This window comes from Pseudomonas rhizozeae (assembly GCF_031583775.1).
Classification (GTDB): domain Bacteria; phylum Pseudomonadota; class Gammaproteobacteria; order Pseudomonadales; family Pseudomonadaceae; genus Aquipseudomonas.
This window is the reverse complement of record NZ_JAVLSB010000049.1, coordinates 75673-90743: the sequence shown is the minus strand read 5'-3', so window position 1 is coordinate 90743 and position 15071 is coordinate 75673. Positions and strand designations below refer to the sequence as shown.

The window sequence follows — 15071 nt, the reverse complement described above, 5'->3', positions numbered from 1 at the left end:
CCGCCCAATACCGCGCGACGGTCATGCTGCGTCGCGCCAATGCCGACGACGCGGCACGTCTGGAGCAGTTTTTCCGGCAATTCGACGAGGTGTCATTCTGCGAGTGGCAAGACGCCAAATGCCTGCGCAGCGTACTGGTGCAAACCACCACCACGGCGTACCTGGCCTTTGACGTAACCGGCGATATCGTCGGCGCGGTGCTGGGCGGGATGCTCGGCAGTCGCGGCACCATCAATCATCTGGCAGTGAGCCCGATGTATCGCAGCCAGGGCGTCGGCCAACGGCTGGTCGAAGCGGCGTCTAACGACATGAAGCGCGTCGGCGTGTTGCGGATGTTTCTGTTTGTCGACGATGCGAATCTGGCCGGCCAGCGTTTTTGGGCAGCCCAGGGATTTTGCGAGCCGCAGGGTGAGCGAACGTTTGAGAGGGACCTATGAGCAAGGTGTCCAGCCACTCGCTGGCGGCCGAACCGCACACCTCGCGCACCTTTGCCGAGGCCAGTCCGGTGGTGGCTGGCTATTTCACCGTGTCGTTTGTGTTTGGCTTGATGGCGGTCAATGCCGGGTTGCCGCTGTGGCTGCCGGTGGCCATGTGTCTGTTCGTTTACGCCGGGGCTTCGCAGTTTGCGGCGCTGGCGCTGATCAGCAGCGGCGCCTCACTGACCACGATTATTTTCACCACGTTCCTGATCAATGCGCGGCACATGCTGATGTCCGTGTATATGGCCAAGGCTCTGCGCTCGCTGGGGCTTAGCCGCATGGAGCGCTGGTGTTACGCCAGCGGCCTGACCGATGAGTCCTTCGCCTTCCACAGCGTCAAACTCGGCAACAACGCGCCGGTCAATGTGCGCTACCTGATTGGTTTCAACTTGTTCTGCCACACCTCGTGGGTGCTGGGCGGTTTGCTTGGCGCGGTGTGTGCGCAATACGCCGCGAGCCTGATCAAATACAACTTGGATTACGCTCTGACGGCAATGATGCTCTACGTGCTGGTGTCGTTGTGCAACACCCGCAACAAGCTGATTGCCGCTCTCGCGGCGGTGGCCTGCATGGGCGCGCTGAGCCTGATCGGCAATTCACCGTTTAACGTGTTTATCGCCACCTTCATTGGCTGCGGGGTGGGTGTATGCCTGACCAAACGTTCCTGATTCTGGTGGTGGTGCTGATGATGGCGGTGACGTTTTTGCCGCGCGCGCTGCCACTGCAAGTCAACACCGAGCACTGGCCGCCGTTCGTGGCGCGGGCGCTGGAATACCTGCCGGTGGCGATCGTCGCCGCAATCAGCCTGACCCCTTTGTTGATCAAGGACCGGCAACTGCAACTCGATCGCCCGGAATTTTATGCCGCTATTCCGACGTTGTTATGTGCGTATTTCAGCAAAAATCTGTTTCTCAGCGTGGCTGTAGGCACGGCTGCGTACATTGCGCTCGGCTCGTTCATGTAGCGGCAGATCCACTACATCGCTCAACGCCTGGCCGGACAGTTCTGGGTTGTTAATCACCAACCGTACTTCGAGGAAATCCTCGAAGCCGGGGAAGATCGTCAGCCCGTTTTTTTCCGCGGCCTCGCGAGAGACCATGCCCAGGCCATCCATTTGCGTGATCAACGAGAGGGTCAAGGTTTCACTGCACGAATAAATCATCCGTTTGCTCGGCTCGTAATTACCCAGCCCGGCGTCGAGAAAACGCAAAAAGCTGTGGGAATACGGACAGTCTTCGGCCGGACGCACCTGGAACTTGTTGCCGAGCAGCACCAGCGGGTCGTTTTCCTGACCGCAGTGCGCGCCGACCACATGCACCTGGACTCCCGGCAGCGCGATGCTTGGCAACCCGGTATTGCGAGGGCCAATCAACACCGCGAGGTCGAAGTCTTCGTTCTTCAGCTTGCTGAGGTTTTCCATCGACTCGGCGTAGCTGAATTCCAGCTGGTAATCGGGAAACACCTCGATCAGGCGTCCGATCATTCGCCGATTGAAGTCCGGCGACAGCGTGTTATTGAGTGCAACCCTTAACGTGCGCTGCCCGGGTTCCTTGAGCGCAGCGACTTTTTCTTCCAGTTGCCGCGTGGCAATCAACACCTGATCCATGAAAGGTGTGAGCTCAGTTCCCTGACTGGTCAACGTCAGGCCTTTGTTGGAGCGACGAAACAGACGAAAACCAAACTGCTCTTCGACTTTATTCAACTGCGCCGCCAAGGCCTGCACTGTCAGACACGAATGCTCTGCCGCAGCCGACAGAGAGCCGGTCTGCACAATGCGCATCAGGTTGCGTAAGGTTCTGCTATCCATGGGGTAATGCCCTCTACAAAGTGGGCTGGCTATTGTTGACGACCCTGCCGCCGTTCTGGCGTCTGCGGGCTATATTCCTGTACCTGAGCATAGTTGTCGCTGGTTTAGTAGCAAAATGCTGCTGCGGGCGATAGCCGGAGGCTTACGCAGGATGCGGGTTTTTGCTGAGGCTCGGCTGACATATGTCAAAGCATGTGTCTCGATAACCCTGCTTGGGCTGTTAGCCGATCTCTAGCTCGCGTCAATCAACGCCCGTTCCTCCAGCCAGATTTCCTGCACAAACTGATCAGTAATCGCATAAATCCCATGGCCGCGTCGCATGATGATGTTCTCTGCAACCAGTGCGATAACCACCGGTTGTATCTCTTCGACGCGCACTTCTCGGCCTACAATCTTCGAGTATTCCGCAGCGGCATCGGTGGAAAAAATGCCACGCGCATCGCCTTCGGCTGAAGCGATTTTATTGAAGATCGCCTGAGCGAGGCTGCCCAACTGTTCGACCTTTTCAAGCACTATGCCGGCTGCCGCAGAGCGCAAGGTGCTGGCGATAACGGGCAGGAACACATCAGGATCTCCGTCTTGCTGTAACAGTTGACGCAATGCTTTAAGCATTTCCTCCGGGCGATTGCCCAAGGTATTGAACGCTTCGACAGTCACAGCAACGGACGGAAGTTTTTCCCGCTTTACCGTCACGGCGAGGCGCTCAAGCAAATACCGGACGTAATCGCCTTTCAGCACTGGATAGGCAGCAGACGTTGCGCCGGAAAACGTTTGATTGCGCTTTGCTGTCAGTTCGCTGACTTGAGCACGATGCGATCCTGTGCCTATGAACAGGAAGTATCCAGGCGTCTGCGGCCGTGGATTGATTGCATCACGGGCCGCTTTGACCGCTAGCAGCAACTGGTTGCCGTCCTCAGAAGCAATCGCGTCCTGGACTTCGTCAATGATCAGCACCAGATCTGTCTTGGCTTGATCAACGACCTCTGTGAACGCCTGGGCCAACGTTGGCCCGCGATTAGGCGCTTGGATTGATTACACCGGATCACAAATGAAGTACCCATCCCCATCTTTATCCCCTCCAGGCAACCTCTTACATTGAGCTCCAACGCCTACCCATTCATTCCGAAGGGCAGGTCACTGGAGACTCAATCATGCCTTTTGTCAGCGTACGCATTACCCGCGATGGCGTTACCTCAGAGCAGAAAGCTCAGGTGATCGCTGAAATGACTGAAACCCTGGAACGCGTCCTCAACAAACGTCCTGACCTGACCCACATCGTGATCGAAGAAGTCGACACCGATAACTGGGGCTACGCCGGCATCACCACCACCGAGTACCGCCGACAGCTGGCGGAAAAGGGGCAGTCATGAAGCCCTCGGTCACCCTGGATTTTGTCTCCGACGTCGTCTGCCCATGGTGCGCATTGGGTGCCGCGGCGCTGGAACAAGCGATCAACAACGTGGCCGGTGAAGTGGCGGTCGAGCTGACCTACAAGCCCTTCGAGTTGAACCCGGACATGCCGGCCGAAGGTGAACCGGCGGTCCAGCATCTGATGCGCAAATACGGTCGTACCGCCGCGGAAGTGGCAGACGGCAAGGCCACCCAAATCGCTCGCGGCCAAGCCATCGGTTTCATGTTCGACCTGGAGAAACGTACGCACTTCTACAACACCTTCGATGCACACCGTTTGCTGATGTGGGCGTTGCAGGAAGGCAAGCAGGTGGCACTGAAGAAGCTCCTGCTGCAGGCGTACTTCACCGACGGCCAGAACCCCAGCGATCGCGACACCTTGATCGACCTGGCGGAACAGGCAGGGCTGGACGGCGCCGCCGCCCACCAAGTGTTGGCCTCCGGTGCGTTCGGTAAAGAAGTACGGGAAGTGCAGGCGTTCTACCGCGATCACGGCATCCAGTCGGTCCCGGCCTTGGTGGTCAACGGCCGTCACCTGGTCGCAGGTTCGCAGTCGATCGCTTATTACGAGCAGATGTTGCGGCAAATGGCCCAGGTCCCCGCCGAAGCCTGATTCATCACTTAATCAAATCATCATTAATTTTTGAGGTATTCATCATGAGCCATTCGAAGAAAGTCGTCGTCATCACCGGTGCATCCCAAGGTCTCGGCGATGGCATGGTCAAAGCCTTCCGTGAACTGGGCTACAACATCGTCGCCACCTCGCGTTCGATCAAACCGTCCACCGACCCGCAAATCCACACCGTGGCCGGCGACATCGGCGAACCCGCCACCGCCCAACGCGTGATCAACGAAGCCATCGCCCGCTTCGGCCGCGTCGATACCCTGATCAACAACGCCGGTATCTTCGTCGCCAAACCGTTCACCGCGTACACCGCTGAAGACTACGCAGCCGTGCTGTCGGTCAACGTCAACGGCTTCTTCTACATCACCCAACTCGCCATTGCCGAGATGGAAAAACAAGGCAGCGGCCACGTCGTCAACATCACCACCAGCCTGGTCGACCACGCCATCGACGGCGTGCCATCGGTCCTCGCCTCGCTGACCAAAGGTGGCCTGAACTCCGCCACCAAATCCCTGGCCATCGAATACGCCAAGCGCGGCATCCGGGTAAACGCCGTGTCCCCAGGCATCATCAAAACCCCGATGCACGGCGTCGAAACCCACGAAGCCCTGGGCAGCCTGCACCCGGTCGGCCACATGGGCGACATCGAAGACATCGCCCAAGCCGTGGTGTACCTGGACAACGCCAAATTCGTCACTGGCGAAATCCTCCACGTCGATGGCGGCCAAAGCGCTGGCCACTAAGCCGCGCTGGAAATGAAAAAGCCCCGATCAGTCGGGGCTTTTTTTCGTCTGCCGGTTATGGGGTGACAGCAGGGCTTGCATGCAAGGCCAGCACCTTCACCGCGTCATCGATCACGGCTTTGCTCATGTCCACCAAGTAATGCGAGGCCCAGGCATCTCGGTCGGTAGAACGGTCGAACGCGGCTTCTTTGGTCAAGAGCTTGGCGATGTAGAGCAAGTCGGAAGCGTGGCCCAGGGCTTCGTGCAACGGGACACCGCTGTTGACGCGGAAGAGGGGTTGGTCGGAGTGGTAGGAGAAGGGGGTTAGGCCGGCGGTTTTTAGAGGCTTGGTCATTGGGCACCTCCGTGGAGGTGTTTGGTGAGCAGATTTTGAACAGACATAAGTAGAACTCCCAAATCAAAATGAGAGCTGCCACGTTCGTTCTCAGGCGAGTGGGTGGCAGCTATACGCAGGCTGAGAACCGGAGATATGGGAACCCGGCAGACCCGAAGATCTCCCACGCATAGCCGCCATTGCACGAAACTGCGGGCGTTAAAAAACGCCGGCATGCGTGATGTGGGGCGATGGTGCTCCCTTATCTTACTCAGGTTCTCAGGCCCGGTCGCTGAATTGGCAGCGACGGTTGAAAGGTAGCTGGGAGAGGGAGTGCTCGCAATCGTGGCGAGGTGGTGGCGGCGGTCGGGATTTGTCGGTGTGTGCGTCAGATGTTCCACTGGAAAATTAACGGATCGGGCCACTGGCTGTGGGCCTTGGGAGAAAAGGACACACTGGCACCAGATGTCGCGCCGAAATAATTTGAAAGTTAATGGCTCAAATTGGCGTTGGGGGAGGCTGCCTGCGCCTGTGGATAAACAGAAAGTCGCTAAGTGTGGACGCTTTGTGGACACTCCAGAAACGACAAAGCCCCTGCATTTCTGCAGGGGCTTTGTTTTGTAGACTCATCGGAAGTCATCGTCTGTGTTGGGTTTTTCCAGCTATGGAAATGATGCAGCCTTGCGTCGGCAACAGGGTTAACCCGCAATCGGTGCCAACAAACAGGTACCTAGGTATTGATAAAGGCAGGTTGTTTGCACATGGTGAGGTTGCCAAGGTTCTCGTTGATATCGAGTTTCGAAGTGCCGATATCAAACTGATAATAAACTTTCCAGGAAATCGCTGACCGGCTACCGGTGGTGCAGAACTTGATCAGCTTGGCCTTGCAGGTCGCCTCGTAATGGGTACCTGCAAGCATCCGTGCCGGGCTGGCACCGGGGTCTTTGGACTGGCATGGACAGTGCGACAGGAAAACTTCGGCTTTCGCGGGCGGGCGGCCACGCAAGGCAACGAAATTCTGCACGCACTCATCAAAGTGCTCGATCATCGACTCTTCCGCATGCCGGCTTTCTGCCTGGACACCGCGTTGCGTGACCAGGTCCAAGGCAACCGGCAGCGTTGCCTGATATAGCTTTTGATGTTCATCTTTTGTCAGCGTCCTCTTCAGCATTTGCGCATGCAATTTTAGCTTGTTGCCCACTGCGCTATTAGCCACCTGCTCACGGGACTGACGGCTGACAAACACGTAATAGCGCGCGCCCTCAAGGCTGAGCACCAGACCAATAGCACCTGGGCGCTCACGTAGCGGCAGCGCTTCTCGGAGTGTGTTTCGGTAAACAAGCATGTGCGTCTCCCTGATCGATAAACCATTACAAGGATGAACACGTGAGGGGCCGAATTTATTCCCAGTTGGCAGGGCCTGAAAGTCATCAGTCCCATCGGTCGGCCATTCGCTGCGCCACGCTCCCTTTGTATTGTTTTTCATAGAAGGAATTGTCTACCGCTGCCTTGCGCTCGACGTTGGGCTAAGGGGCAGATCTAACGGTTACAAACGGCAGCTATGGGTCGTTTTCTGACTTCGTTTAGAGGTTGAACTGCCAGGATGTTCCCAGGCGATGAGTGAGTAACCGCGTGGTCAGCAAATGGTAATAGCGCGTCCGATCAAGTGTGCTGATTTAGCCGTTGATTCAAAAAACAGCCAAGGGGTTTTCTCTGCCCAGTCCATGAATTGTCGCTGTGCCAGCGTTCACCGATCGCTGGTTGGATGGCTTTCGCCTTAAGCAGGTGACGTTCGCGCAGGTTGGCGCCAGTAAGTGGCCAAGTAGATAGGTTGCTGCAGTTAGATAAAGGGATGAGTTGCCGCAGTGGCCCTCTGGTAAAAGCAGACATCCATCACATCGCTGTGAACGTGTGAGCCGCCGGACGGTAATCGCACTGCGGGAGGACCACCACAGATGTGGCGTCGCTTCTAAATGTTCTGACTACCTGGGGTTGCTGTCAACGACAGCGCTTTGTCCGATTTTTTTCTACGCCTGCAAACAATCCGAAAGTCGCCAAGTGTGGACGCTTTGTGCACGTTTTCACTGTTTTGAGGAATTTGACGCAACAGTGTTCAGAAGCCCAGAAACGACAAAGCCCCGCATTTGCGGGGCTTTGAAAGTGGTGCGGCACCAGACGAACGGTATGTTTCGGCGAGACTAGGTTTTTCGGGCGTCTGGAGTTCGCTGGAAAATTCGGCGTACCCCAACTAGTAACTATAAATAAATCAGCTAGTTATGGCGTTCGGTGGAATCGAATTCGGGATTTTTTAGATGTCAGCACATTGTCGGTCTGTAAGTAATTTAGAGCTGCATACGAATGGAAAGCCTCCTGAATTGGAACGTTGTCGATCATCCCTTCCGTAGAGAATAGGCAGGAATCCGCCAAAAGCTGCCGTGGCGACAGGCAGCAGACGGCCAGAAGCGGTCCTCGATCCATGGTCATCTTCTATAAGATGGTGATGCATGTTTTCTTCGTCAGCTCTCAGCGTCAATATGTGTCGTTATGATCTATTTGGGCTGTACCTTCTATACCACTTCCAGTCTCGTCAGATTTTAGGCTCCTAACCATGGCAGTTCGCAAACATATACCTACAGAAACGAAACTGCGGCTGTTTTCGGCGGCTGCCGGTCACTGTCAACGCTCCGAGTGCCTCCAGCCTCTATTCCCTGCTGAAATAGGCGGAGATAAGCATATAGCCGAGATGGCTCATGTTATTCCGCACGGAGAATCGGGACCGCGACATGAAGAAAGGCCATCCGGAGAGTTCGAAGCTGACTCCTTTGAAAACCTTATCCTGTTGTGCCCGACATGCCATACGATCATCGACAAGGATCCCGACGGATATAGCCGGGGTACATTGTTAGGTTGGAAAAGTAACCACCTAGCCGCCTTGGCAAACAAGCAAGGAATTCGTGCATACGATGAGCGCGGCCAAGTTAGAGACGCTGTGGTCGCCGCTATGGCCGAAAACAAGGCCGTATGGAAGGAATTCGCGCCCTCTGATGGATCGAGCTTCGAATATGATCCGGAATCTGAAGCGTCTAAGACGTGGGTGCAGAGGATGCGAGGTGTCATACTGCCTAATCATTTCCGCATCCAAGCCATTATCAAGGCGAACCTGCATCACATGACGGAAACTGAGCGGCAGACATTCGCTCGATATCAAGAACATGTTCGAGGTCTCTCAGAACGTCACGTTTGTGGTGTCGCCGGCGGAGCTATCCGCTATCCCACAGAAATGGATGGAATCTTCGAATGAGCTGGCAGGTGAATTACGCACTTAAGTTTATTTGGGCAAATCACGGTGCAGCGTCGGCGCAGCATATCCGCGATGACGCTATCAGGATCACGATCCCTGACCGGCCCGACGTAGTTGCGGTTATCTCGGCCGACTACGCGATCAACGCCGAATTAGCAATGAGATACCATGCAGATTATCCCGACATGGATTTCCTATGCGGATATCGAAAGGAGTGTATCTGGGAAGGCGAGGCGATTAGATATTTAGAAAGCAACACAGTAGGCTGGGGAAATTCCGGCACACTTGGCTCCGCCATTCGCACAGGCGACGTAAAGACTGCGGCCCAGAAGGACTACTTCTTCGCGTATCGGCTTATACGGCAAATGAGATCCGTTACGAACCTCGATAGGGAGTTTGATCGTGTCTTCACGATGACGCTCGCCAGTGGGCGCACCTTCCGGGTAGGCATGATCATGGAGTACGAGCCGACAGCCGATGCCATTCGCACCTTCTGGGATAGGTTTGGCCCCATCGATATTGCCTGGAACATCAATCCCAACGGGCATCCCACTAACAATGCCATCGAAGCAGCGCGAAACCTCGGATGCCAGGTAATGAAATGGGACGAGTTAAAAGAACTGTTGCGGAACCGCTGATGACGGCGTGTGAAGTCGCGAAATACCTACTTAAATCCTGCAAGTCTCTGCAGGAGTTCGAGTCCTTCATGTTTGGCTCTTCGCTGTTCGGTGTGGGCAGCGATTATGACATTCTGATCGTCGGCCCATCTGGCCAGCCTCTGTCCCGACTGAAGGCGGAATTGAGTGTTGCAGGAAAGGAGTTACCGCTCGACGTTCTATATATGCTGCCGGCGGAGGCGGAGGAGACAGGGTTTGTAACGAGCGAAGGATGCATACCTCTCGCGCGATTGGCCGCCTCCGAAAAACGCTAACTTCTTTCATGGCCTTGGTCCGGAGAGTGCTTCCTGGACCACCGGCTCGAGCGTCTCGGCAAAGGAGGAGAAGGGGCAGCCAGCGATAATGTGTGCACTGCGATGCCAAGCGCTCTGTAAGCGCACGTTATGTTGGCTAGGCCACACCATCGACACAAGAATCTACCCGCATACCGCACGCATGTAGATATAGTGATCGATAAATAATTGTCGTGGGGGACTGCATCCGACTTGAAGCGGCCTGCCGAGCCCTGACACCTTCCATCGTAGGAGCGTGCGAAGCCCACGACCGCCGATGACCGCGCCGTTTTCGGGCTGCGCTCGCTCCTACAATGCCTGCCTAATATTCGGCACACACCGCTATCGGCCAAAGCAACGGGGCTTGCAATGAGGAGGAGTCCATATACGGATGACCGACGACAGGCTTGAATCGGAGGGCGGCTCTCTTAAATATTCGAAAACCTAATAAGATTGGAATAACCGCCCTGTTATTCACTTAAGGTATAAAAAGGCAATTGAACAGAAAATATGAATGCGGTAATGTCAATTTGGCATGAGCGTTTCGCTCATATGTTGCACTTGAGCAGAAAATCCCGAGATACCTTGCTGTGTCCTTAAATGGAAACGGCGGTGGTGCCTGATTTTAGGTATTACCAAGTGGGCTGGCGGCGGCAAGGAACCAATCCGCACCGACGATACCATCTCAATGATTAGCTCCGCTCGTAGGGTAGAGGCAAGCCAGTTTCGGGTTGCTCAAACGTACGCATCTCTGCTCTTTTCCTTCGCGAGAAGGCAGCGGACTAATACATCAAAGGATCATCAAGCAGCATGGATGAATACGCCCCCAGGAAGACCACTAATGAATCAATTTTTTCAATAGATAATTTGCTTGCGGCACTAGGTCTTAGTGAGGCCGAGTATGAGAGTATTCAAGATTTAGAAGAAAAAAATCGATACACGCCAATACATCTCAAAAAAAAGAATGGAGATGATAGGATCGTTTTCGACCCTCATCCACTCGTAAGAAAATTTCAGCGCAGAATAAAAAACAGGCTGTTCAATCAAATCAGATATCCTACGTACCTTTACGGTTCAATTTCTGATCTAGAACACCCACGGGACTATATATCCTGCGCACAACGACATTGTAAAGCCAAGACGATATTAAAAATTGATATAACTTCATTTTTTGACTTTATAGATTATGATTTAGTGTACAAAATTTTCAATGAGTTGTTTTTTTATTCCGACGAAGTATCTGAAGCATTAGCAGATATTTGCACTAGAGAGGGAGTTGTACCACAAGGAGCACCGACATCTAGCTTTATAGCAAACTTGTGTTTTTTTGACGTTGAAGGACAGATCGTTAAAGGGCTAGAGCGGCAAAAACTAAGTTACACTCGATTAACTGATGACATCACTGTCTCATCAGAGATACAGGATAAAGATCTAAATAAAGCAAAATCCACTATCGTATCAATGATCGAGCATGCAGGGTTCAAAGTAAACGAAGCGAAAACAAGTATAGAGTCAATTTCAACAACCGCTTTCAAAATTCATGGGCTGAGAGTTAACAAGGAAACCCCCCAGCTTCCGCGAGATGAGATCAGGGCGATCCGGGCTGCGGTCAACAACCTCAAAATTCTTTCGCGAGAACCCAATGCGAGGACAAGCTTTGACTATAGAAAACGTTATGAAAGCATATCTGGTCGAGTTAATAAACTGGCGCGCACAGGACATCCAAGATATAAAAAACATCGACTAGAACTAAAATCCATATTACCCCTTCCGTCCCAAAAAGATATTCGGCGCTGCCTCACTATGCTTTCTACTTTGATGAGGGACTACGACGTTTTTTGCAGTACCCCACTTTACATGAAACGATATCATCGCCTTCGGCACAGGTTGATACTGTTGCAGAGAGTTTATAAGCATGAAGCAAAAAAAATATGGACGGAGTTGAAAGTGCTAACTCCGACAAAAAGCAAAGCTGAACATGAATTATAAAAAGTACATTTTTTCAATAGCCGTTTTTTCTGCAGCGGTTTTGTGCGCAATCACACTCACATCTATATTTTTGACTCTATTAATAGCTCATAATAATTCTCTAGAATTCTGTTTCTCACCTGGATGTTTTGATTTCGCTGCAAAAGCTTTTCAAGAACCTATAAAAATCTTCAAAATCGGCGTTGAGTTTGGAACTTACGCATTCACTGCAATCGGAGCGGCAACCGCCATACTGACTTATGTAAATTCTGTAAAGGCAGAAAAAAACAACCGACATTTTCAAAAGCACTCTGAATTCAAAGCTTTTACTTCGGGGCTGGTAGCGCGACCAAACTCTGGTATAAGGCAAGAAAATTTCAACGCTAACAAATACTATGGTTTTTTATTTCCCCTATCGGCTGAGGCATATTTCATCCCCTCCGAACCGTACAACATTATTATCAACAGTATTGAACGGCAGATCGCAGAAACTCAAGCAAACTTTATTCCCGGTGATATACGATCAATTGAACAACATTGCAGGAATATGTTGGCGTATTTCCTTTCTTTGGGGATAGCTGTAGAAGAGCCAACAGAGGAAATTTTGATGATGCTTGAGCCCAAAATATTTTCTTTTATAGACAGTATAAATCAACAGTTTACAGATATTGAGATCAGCCTTAGAAGTAAGTCAAGGGATTACATACGCAGTATACAATAGTGTCATTTGTCGAACGCTGATTGGCAGTCAGTGCTGGGAACGTAAAAGATACTATCGGATAAAATAAATAGTTAAATATTACTGTCAGCAGATAATGCTCAAGAGCCAACCGTCCGCTGTCGAGAGCGGCAGGCACTGGCCATATTTAGGCGTTCAAATTTGCAAGCACGGGAATGACCTACAGCATTAATTTTTTCGATTGCAAGAGGGTGCATGATGCTTAGCCAAGATAGATATTGCTTAACGATTAATGTTCTTGGTCGAAATCCTGAAGTCGATATATCGAAGGAGGAGTTCGAGAACATTAAGCAATGCAATGCAGCGTTGTATGCCGCTTTAGCTGTCGAAGAAAAATACGAACTAATCACTTGCAATTATTTAGAATATGAGCAAGACCTTTTGACCTGCGCTCTAGCTCATCAGCTGCGGTTCTCAGCTGACTATACTGACATGTTTGATGAGATCACAAAATTTAATAGGCGGATCACAAATATTTTAACTTCGACTCGCATGTACATGGATCATATGCCGAGACATTTAAAAAGATGCCTGCCAGCCGAAGATAAAACTGAAGTTGAGTCTTTTTTTGAGGGGCTCACACATGGCGAATACGACGCATACTTTGAATATGCTTTCCTCGAAGCCTTGAGAAATCATCTTCAGCACGCAGGTCTATGCGTTAGTCAGGTAACTTTAGACAATAGGAATTATCCGGTAAGCGATGGGGGGCGTCTATGGGAAAATCGCACTCTAGTCTTCACCGATAAGAAACTTTTTGATGGAAATCCAGATTTTAAAAAAGCTGTAATTAATAGGATGCCTGATAAGGTTGAGCTAACAACCGCAATACGGGTTTACATCGGCTGTATTTCTCGAATACACGATAAAGTTCGCGATAAAATTCAAATATCAGTTGATGCTGCTCGCGCCTCGCTTGAGGAAATACTCAAAAAATATAGCGACCTGTGCGCATCACCCACAAAGATGGTGCACGCTAATCGTTATTCATCTGCTCAAGACAGCCCGGAAGAGGTCGTGCTGATTTTTTTCGAGTGGGACAACATTAGAATCAAGTTGCAAAATAAGAACATGACGAATTCAAATCGTGCACGGCATTATGTCAGTAACCGTACGAATACAACAACGATCCTACCTGAGGCGAGTGACCCTGCCTGATTCAGCGCGGCCATGTGAGCGGCATATTGACGTGGAGGGGGGCGGGAGTTTCGCCATAGGTTTTCCACGTCTCACATTTTTTGCAAGTGCGAGCGTTCATAGTGGTGGTTGTTTGCTGCGTATGCCGTTCTGGAATGGCTGCTTCTGGCCGTTTTCTGACCTTCGTTTAGAGGTTGAACTGCCAGGATTTTCCTAAGCGATGAGTGAGTAATTGCATGGTCCGCAAATAGTAATAGCGCGTCGATTGAGTGTGCTGGTTTAGGTGGTGATTCAAAAACCACGCAAGGTGTTTTCTCTGCCAAGTCCATGGATTGTCGCGTTGCCAGCGCTCAGCGATCGCTGTTTGGATGGCCCTCGCCTGACGCAGGTGGCGTTGGCGCGTGGTATGCGACCCGGTTAGGACGCCCGCCAGGAACAGGTCCATATCGAATGCCGTGCTCATGCGCGACCACCAATGTAAGCGGCCACCACGACGATACGGTTGTGCCCCAGCTCATAGCTGATGTGTACTCGGGCTTCCTGATCGAGACGTCGGTCGAGTTGATAGCAATGGCCACCGTTGATGGGGGCGGGATGGTGGGTGATTTGCTCATAGCGTTCGCACGCATAGGCTGCCCGCAATTCGTGGAAGCCTTTGAGGTTGTACTGATGGAGGATGTCCCGTGCAGGACGGACGATTCCCCGTTGGAAATCGAGGTAGGTTTCGTTCGGTGCAAGTAGGCTGCGGCTACCGTCGGGTGAGACCTGTTCGGCGAATCTCAGCGCCTCGCGAATATGATCATCCGCCCTGATCCAGCGAGGTGCCGAGGCACCTGAGCGGCCCCCCTTGGTGCCATCCTGGATGTTGATCTTGCCGTATTGTTCGGCCTCACGTTTTAAGCGCGGAAGGTCGGCCAAAATGGCCTCGCGTAAGCGCATGCCGGTGGCTCGCGCTAATTGAGCGATGGCCGCGGCACGCGGCTGCTGGTGTGCGCAAAGCACCTCTACGACCCTCTTCACATGTTCGCGGTCTTGGCCTTGCGGCACCGAACGACGAACACTGGTGCGCCGCATTCCTAGCGCCTTGCTCGGACTCGGTACTTTCACATACTGATCACCGCGAAGCGCTGCCAGGGTCCGATTGACGCTGGACAATCGGTTTTGCGCAGTAGCGATGGCTAGCTCACCTGGTTCAACTTGCTGACGCAGATGTCCGGCGTAGTCCAACAAAGTCTGTCGATCAATCCGCCGCGCATCGTTAAACCCGGGCCCATCCTCCGACCGACACCACCGAACAAACGCCTGCCAGCGATCACTGTGCGCTTTAACGGTCCCATAGTGCCCGCCGCCGAACATGTCTTTCAGCGCTTGCGGCCCGGCATAGCTCAACTGCCGACCATAGCCAAAATTGCGTCCATCTCGCCTGCCCACCAGTGCCATGATCAATCTCCTCTCGAAGCCAAAACCTTTGAAACCTTCCCCACGTCATCCCGCCAAGAATGTTGAGTGTTATCAGGGATCAAGGCACCTGCGACCTGTGGGGAATGTCCTCTACGCGGGACTGGCGTCTCCTTACGACCGGGAGCTTGGGCATCTCATG

Annotated in this window: 17 protein-coding genes and 1 pseudogene; 12 read left to right on the top strand and 6 right to left on the bottom strand. The window is 52.6% G+C overall.

Going from position 1 to position 15071, the window contains the following annotated elements; translation table 11 throughout:
- The first annotated feature begins 23 nt into the window (after positions 1–23).
- The 3 genes from RG836_RS17560 to RG836_RS17550 are packed head-to-tail and all read left to right on the top strand — an operon-like array spanning position 24 to position 1443.
- Positions 24–437 carry a GNAT family N-acetyltransferase gene (locus tag RG836_RS17560; RefSeq protein WP_310847896.1) on the top strand — a complete coding sequence of 138 codons (414 nt, stop codon included), beginning with the start codon at positions 24–26 and terminating at the stop codon, positions 435–437.
- Positions 434–1147, top strand: a complete 714-nt coding sequence (locus RG836_RS17555; protein WP_310847895.1) for an AzlC family ABC transporter permease — start codon at positions 434–436, stop codon at positions 1145–1147. The genes RG836_RS17560 and RG836_RS17555 overlap by 4 nt, the downstream gene beginning before the upstream one ends.
- Positions 1126–1443 (top strand): AzlD domain-containing protein, encoded by a 318-nt coding sequence (locus RG836_RS17550; protein ID WP_310847892.1) that lies wholly within the window; start codon positions 1126–1128, stop codon positions 1441–1443. The genes RG836_RS17555 and RG836_RS17550 overlap by 22 nt, the downstream gene beginning before the upstream one ends.
- Here the strand turns inward: RG836_RS17550 and RG836_RS17545 are convergent.
- On the bottom strand, positions 1360–2286 hold the full coding sequence (locus tag RG836_RS17545; protein ID WP_310847891.1) for a LysR family transcriptional regulator: 927 nt from the start codon (positions 2284–2286) through the stop codon (positions 1360–1362). The two genes, RG836_RS17550 and RG836_RS17545, sit on opposite strands and share 84 nt — an antisense overlap.
- A gap of 231 nt (positions 2287–2517) precedes the next feature.
- Positions 2518–3297 (bottom strand): annotated as a pseudogene (locus RG836_RS17540) (ATP-binding protein); the annotation flags it as partial.
- 140 nt (positions 3298–3437) lie between these two features.
- Here RG836_RS17540 and RG836_RS17535 point away from each other — a divergent pair.
- From RG836_RS17535 to RG836_RS17525, 3 genes are read left to right on the top strand one after another with little or no spacing between them, the layout of a single operon-like run.
- Positions 3438–3656 (top strand): tautomerase family protein, encoded by a 219-nt coding sequence (locus tag RG836_RS17535; protein WP_310847890.1) that lies wholly within the window; start codon positions 3438–3440, stop codon positions 3654–3656.
- Positions 3653–4309, top strand: a complete 657-nt coding sequence (locus tag RG836_RS17530) for a DsbA family oxidoreductase (protein WP_310847888.1) — start codon at positions 3653–3655, stop codon at positions 4307–4309. The genes RG836_RS17535 and RG836_RS17530 overlap by 4 nt, the downstream gene beginning before the upstream one ends.
- A gap of 44 nt (positions 4310–4353) precedes the next feature.
- The gene (locus RG836_RS17525; protein ID WP_310847887.1) at positions 4354–5064 is read left to right on the top strand and encodes an SDR family NAD(P)-dependent oxidoreductase; all 711 of its coding nucleotides are present in this window, start codon (positions 4354–4356) and stop codon (positions 5062–5064) included.
- A 55-nt stretch (positions 5065–5119) separates the two neighbouring features.
- Here RG836_RS17525 and RG836_RS17520 read toward each other — a convergent pair whose 3' ends face one another.
- Together RG836_RS17520 and RG836_RS17515 are read right to left on the bottom strand one after the other, a co-directional pair.
- On the bottom strand, positions 5120–5398 hold the full coding sequence (locus tag RG836_RS17520; protein ID WP_310847885.1) for a DUF3077 domain-containing protein: 279 nt from the start codon (positions 5396–5398) through the stop codon (positions 5120–5122).
- Between the two features lie 709 nt (positions 5399–6107).
- Positions 6108–6722 (bottom strand): hypothetical protein, encoded by a 615-nt coding sequence (locus RG836_RS17515; RefSeq protein WP_310847883.1) that lies wholly within the window; start codon positions 6720–6722, stop codon positions 6108–6110.
- Positions 6723–7985: 1263 nt separating this feature from the next.
- Between RG836_RS17515 and RG836_RS17510 the strand changes: the two genes are divergently transcribed.
- The 6 genes from RG836_RS17510 (at position 7986) to RG836_RS17485 (ending at position 13492) form a co-directional block, all read left to right on the top strand.
- Positions 7986–8678: an HNH endonuclease gene (locus tag RG836_RS17510; protein ID WP_115948299.1), complete on the top strand. Its 693-nt coding sequence runs from the start codon at positions 7986–7988 to the stop codon at positions 8676–8678.
- On the top strand, positions 8675–9316 hold the full coding sequence (locus RG836_RS17505; RefSeq protein WP_115948300.1) for a hypothetical protein: 642 nt from the start codon (positions 8675–8677) through the stop codon (positions 9314–9316). The genes RG836_RS17510 and RG836_RS17505 overlap by 4 nt, the downstream gene beginning before the upstream one ends.
- Positions 9316–9609: a nucleotidyltransferase domain-containing protein gene (locus RG836_RS17500; RefSeq protein WP_115948301.1), complete on the top strand. Its 294-nt coding sequence runs from the start codon at positions 9316–9318 to the stop codon at positions 9607–9609. Before RG836_RS17505 ends, RG836_RS17500 begins: the two co-directional genes overlap by 1 nt.
- Positions 9610–10437: 828 nt before the next feature.
- Positions 10438–11616, top strand: coding sequence for a reverse transcriptase family protein (locus tag RG836_RS17495; protein ID WP_115948302.1), 1179 nt, complete (start codon positions 10438–10440; stop codon positions 11614–11616).
- Positions 11606–12316, top strand: coding sequence for a retron Ec48 family effector membrane protein (locus tag RG836_RS17490; protein ID WP_310847880.1), 711 nt, complete (start codon positions 11606–11608; stop codon positions 12314–12316). Before RG836_RS17495 ends, RG836_RS17490 begins: the two co-directional genes overlap by 11 nt.
- Positions 12317–12529: 213 nt before the next feature.
- A complete protein-coding gene (locus RG836_RS17485) occupies positions 12530–13492 on the top strand; it encodes a hypothetical protein (protein WP_310847878.1) in 963 nt (320 codons plus the stop codon).
- A 166-nt stretch (positions 13493–13658) separates the two neighbouring features.
- Here the strand turns inward: RG836_RS17485 and RG836_RS17480 are convergent, their stop codons facing one another.
- Entirely contained in the window at positions 13659–13934 is a 276-nt protein-coding gene (locus RG836_RS17480) for a hypothetical protein (protein WP_198832184.1), read from the bottom strand.
- On the bottom strand, positions 13931–14911 hold the full coding sequence (locus tag RG836_RS17475) for an integrase domain-containing protein (RefSeq protein ID WP_310847874.1): 981 nt from the start codon (positions 14909–14911) through the stop codon (positions 13931–13933). Before RG836_RS17475 ends, RG836_RS17480 begins: the two co-directional genes overlap by 4 nt.
- Positions 14912–15071 lie beyond the last annotated feature (160 nt).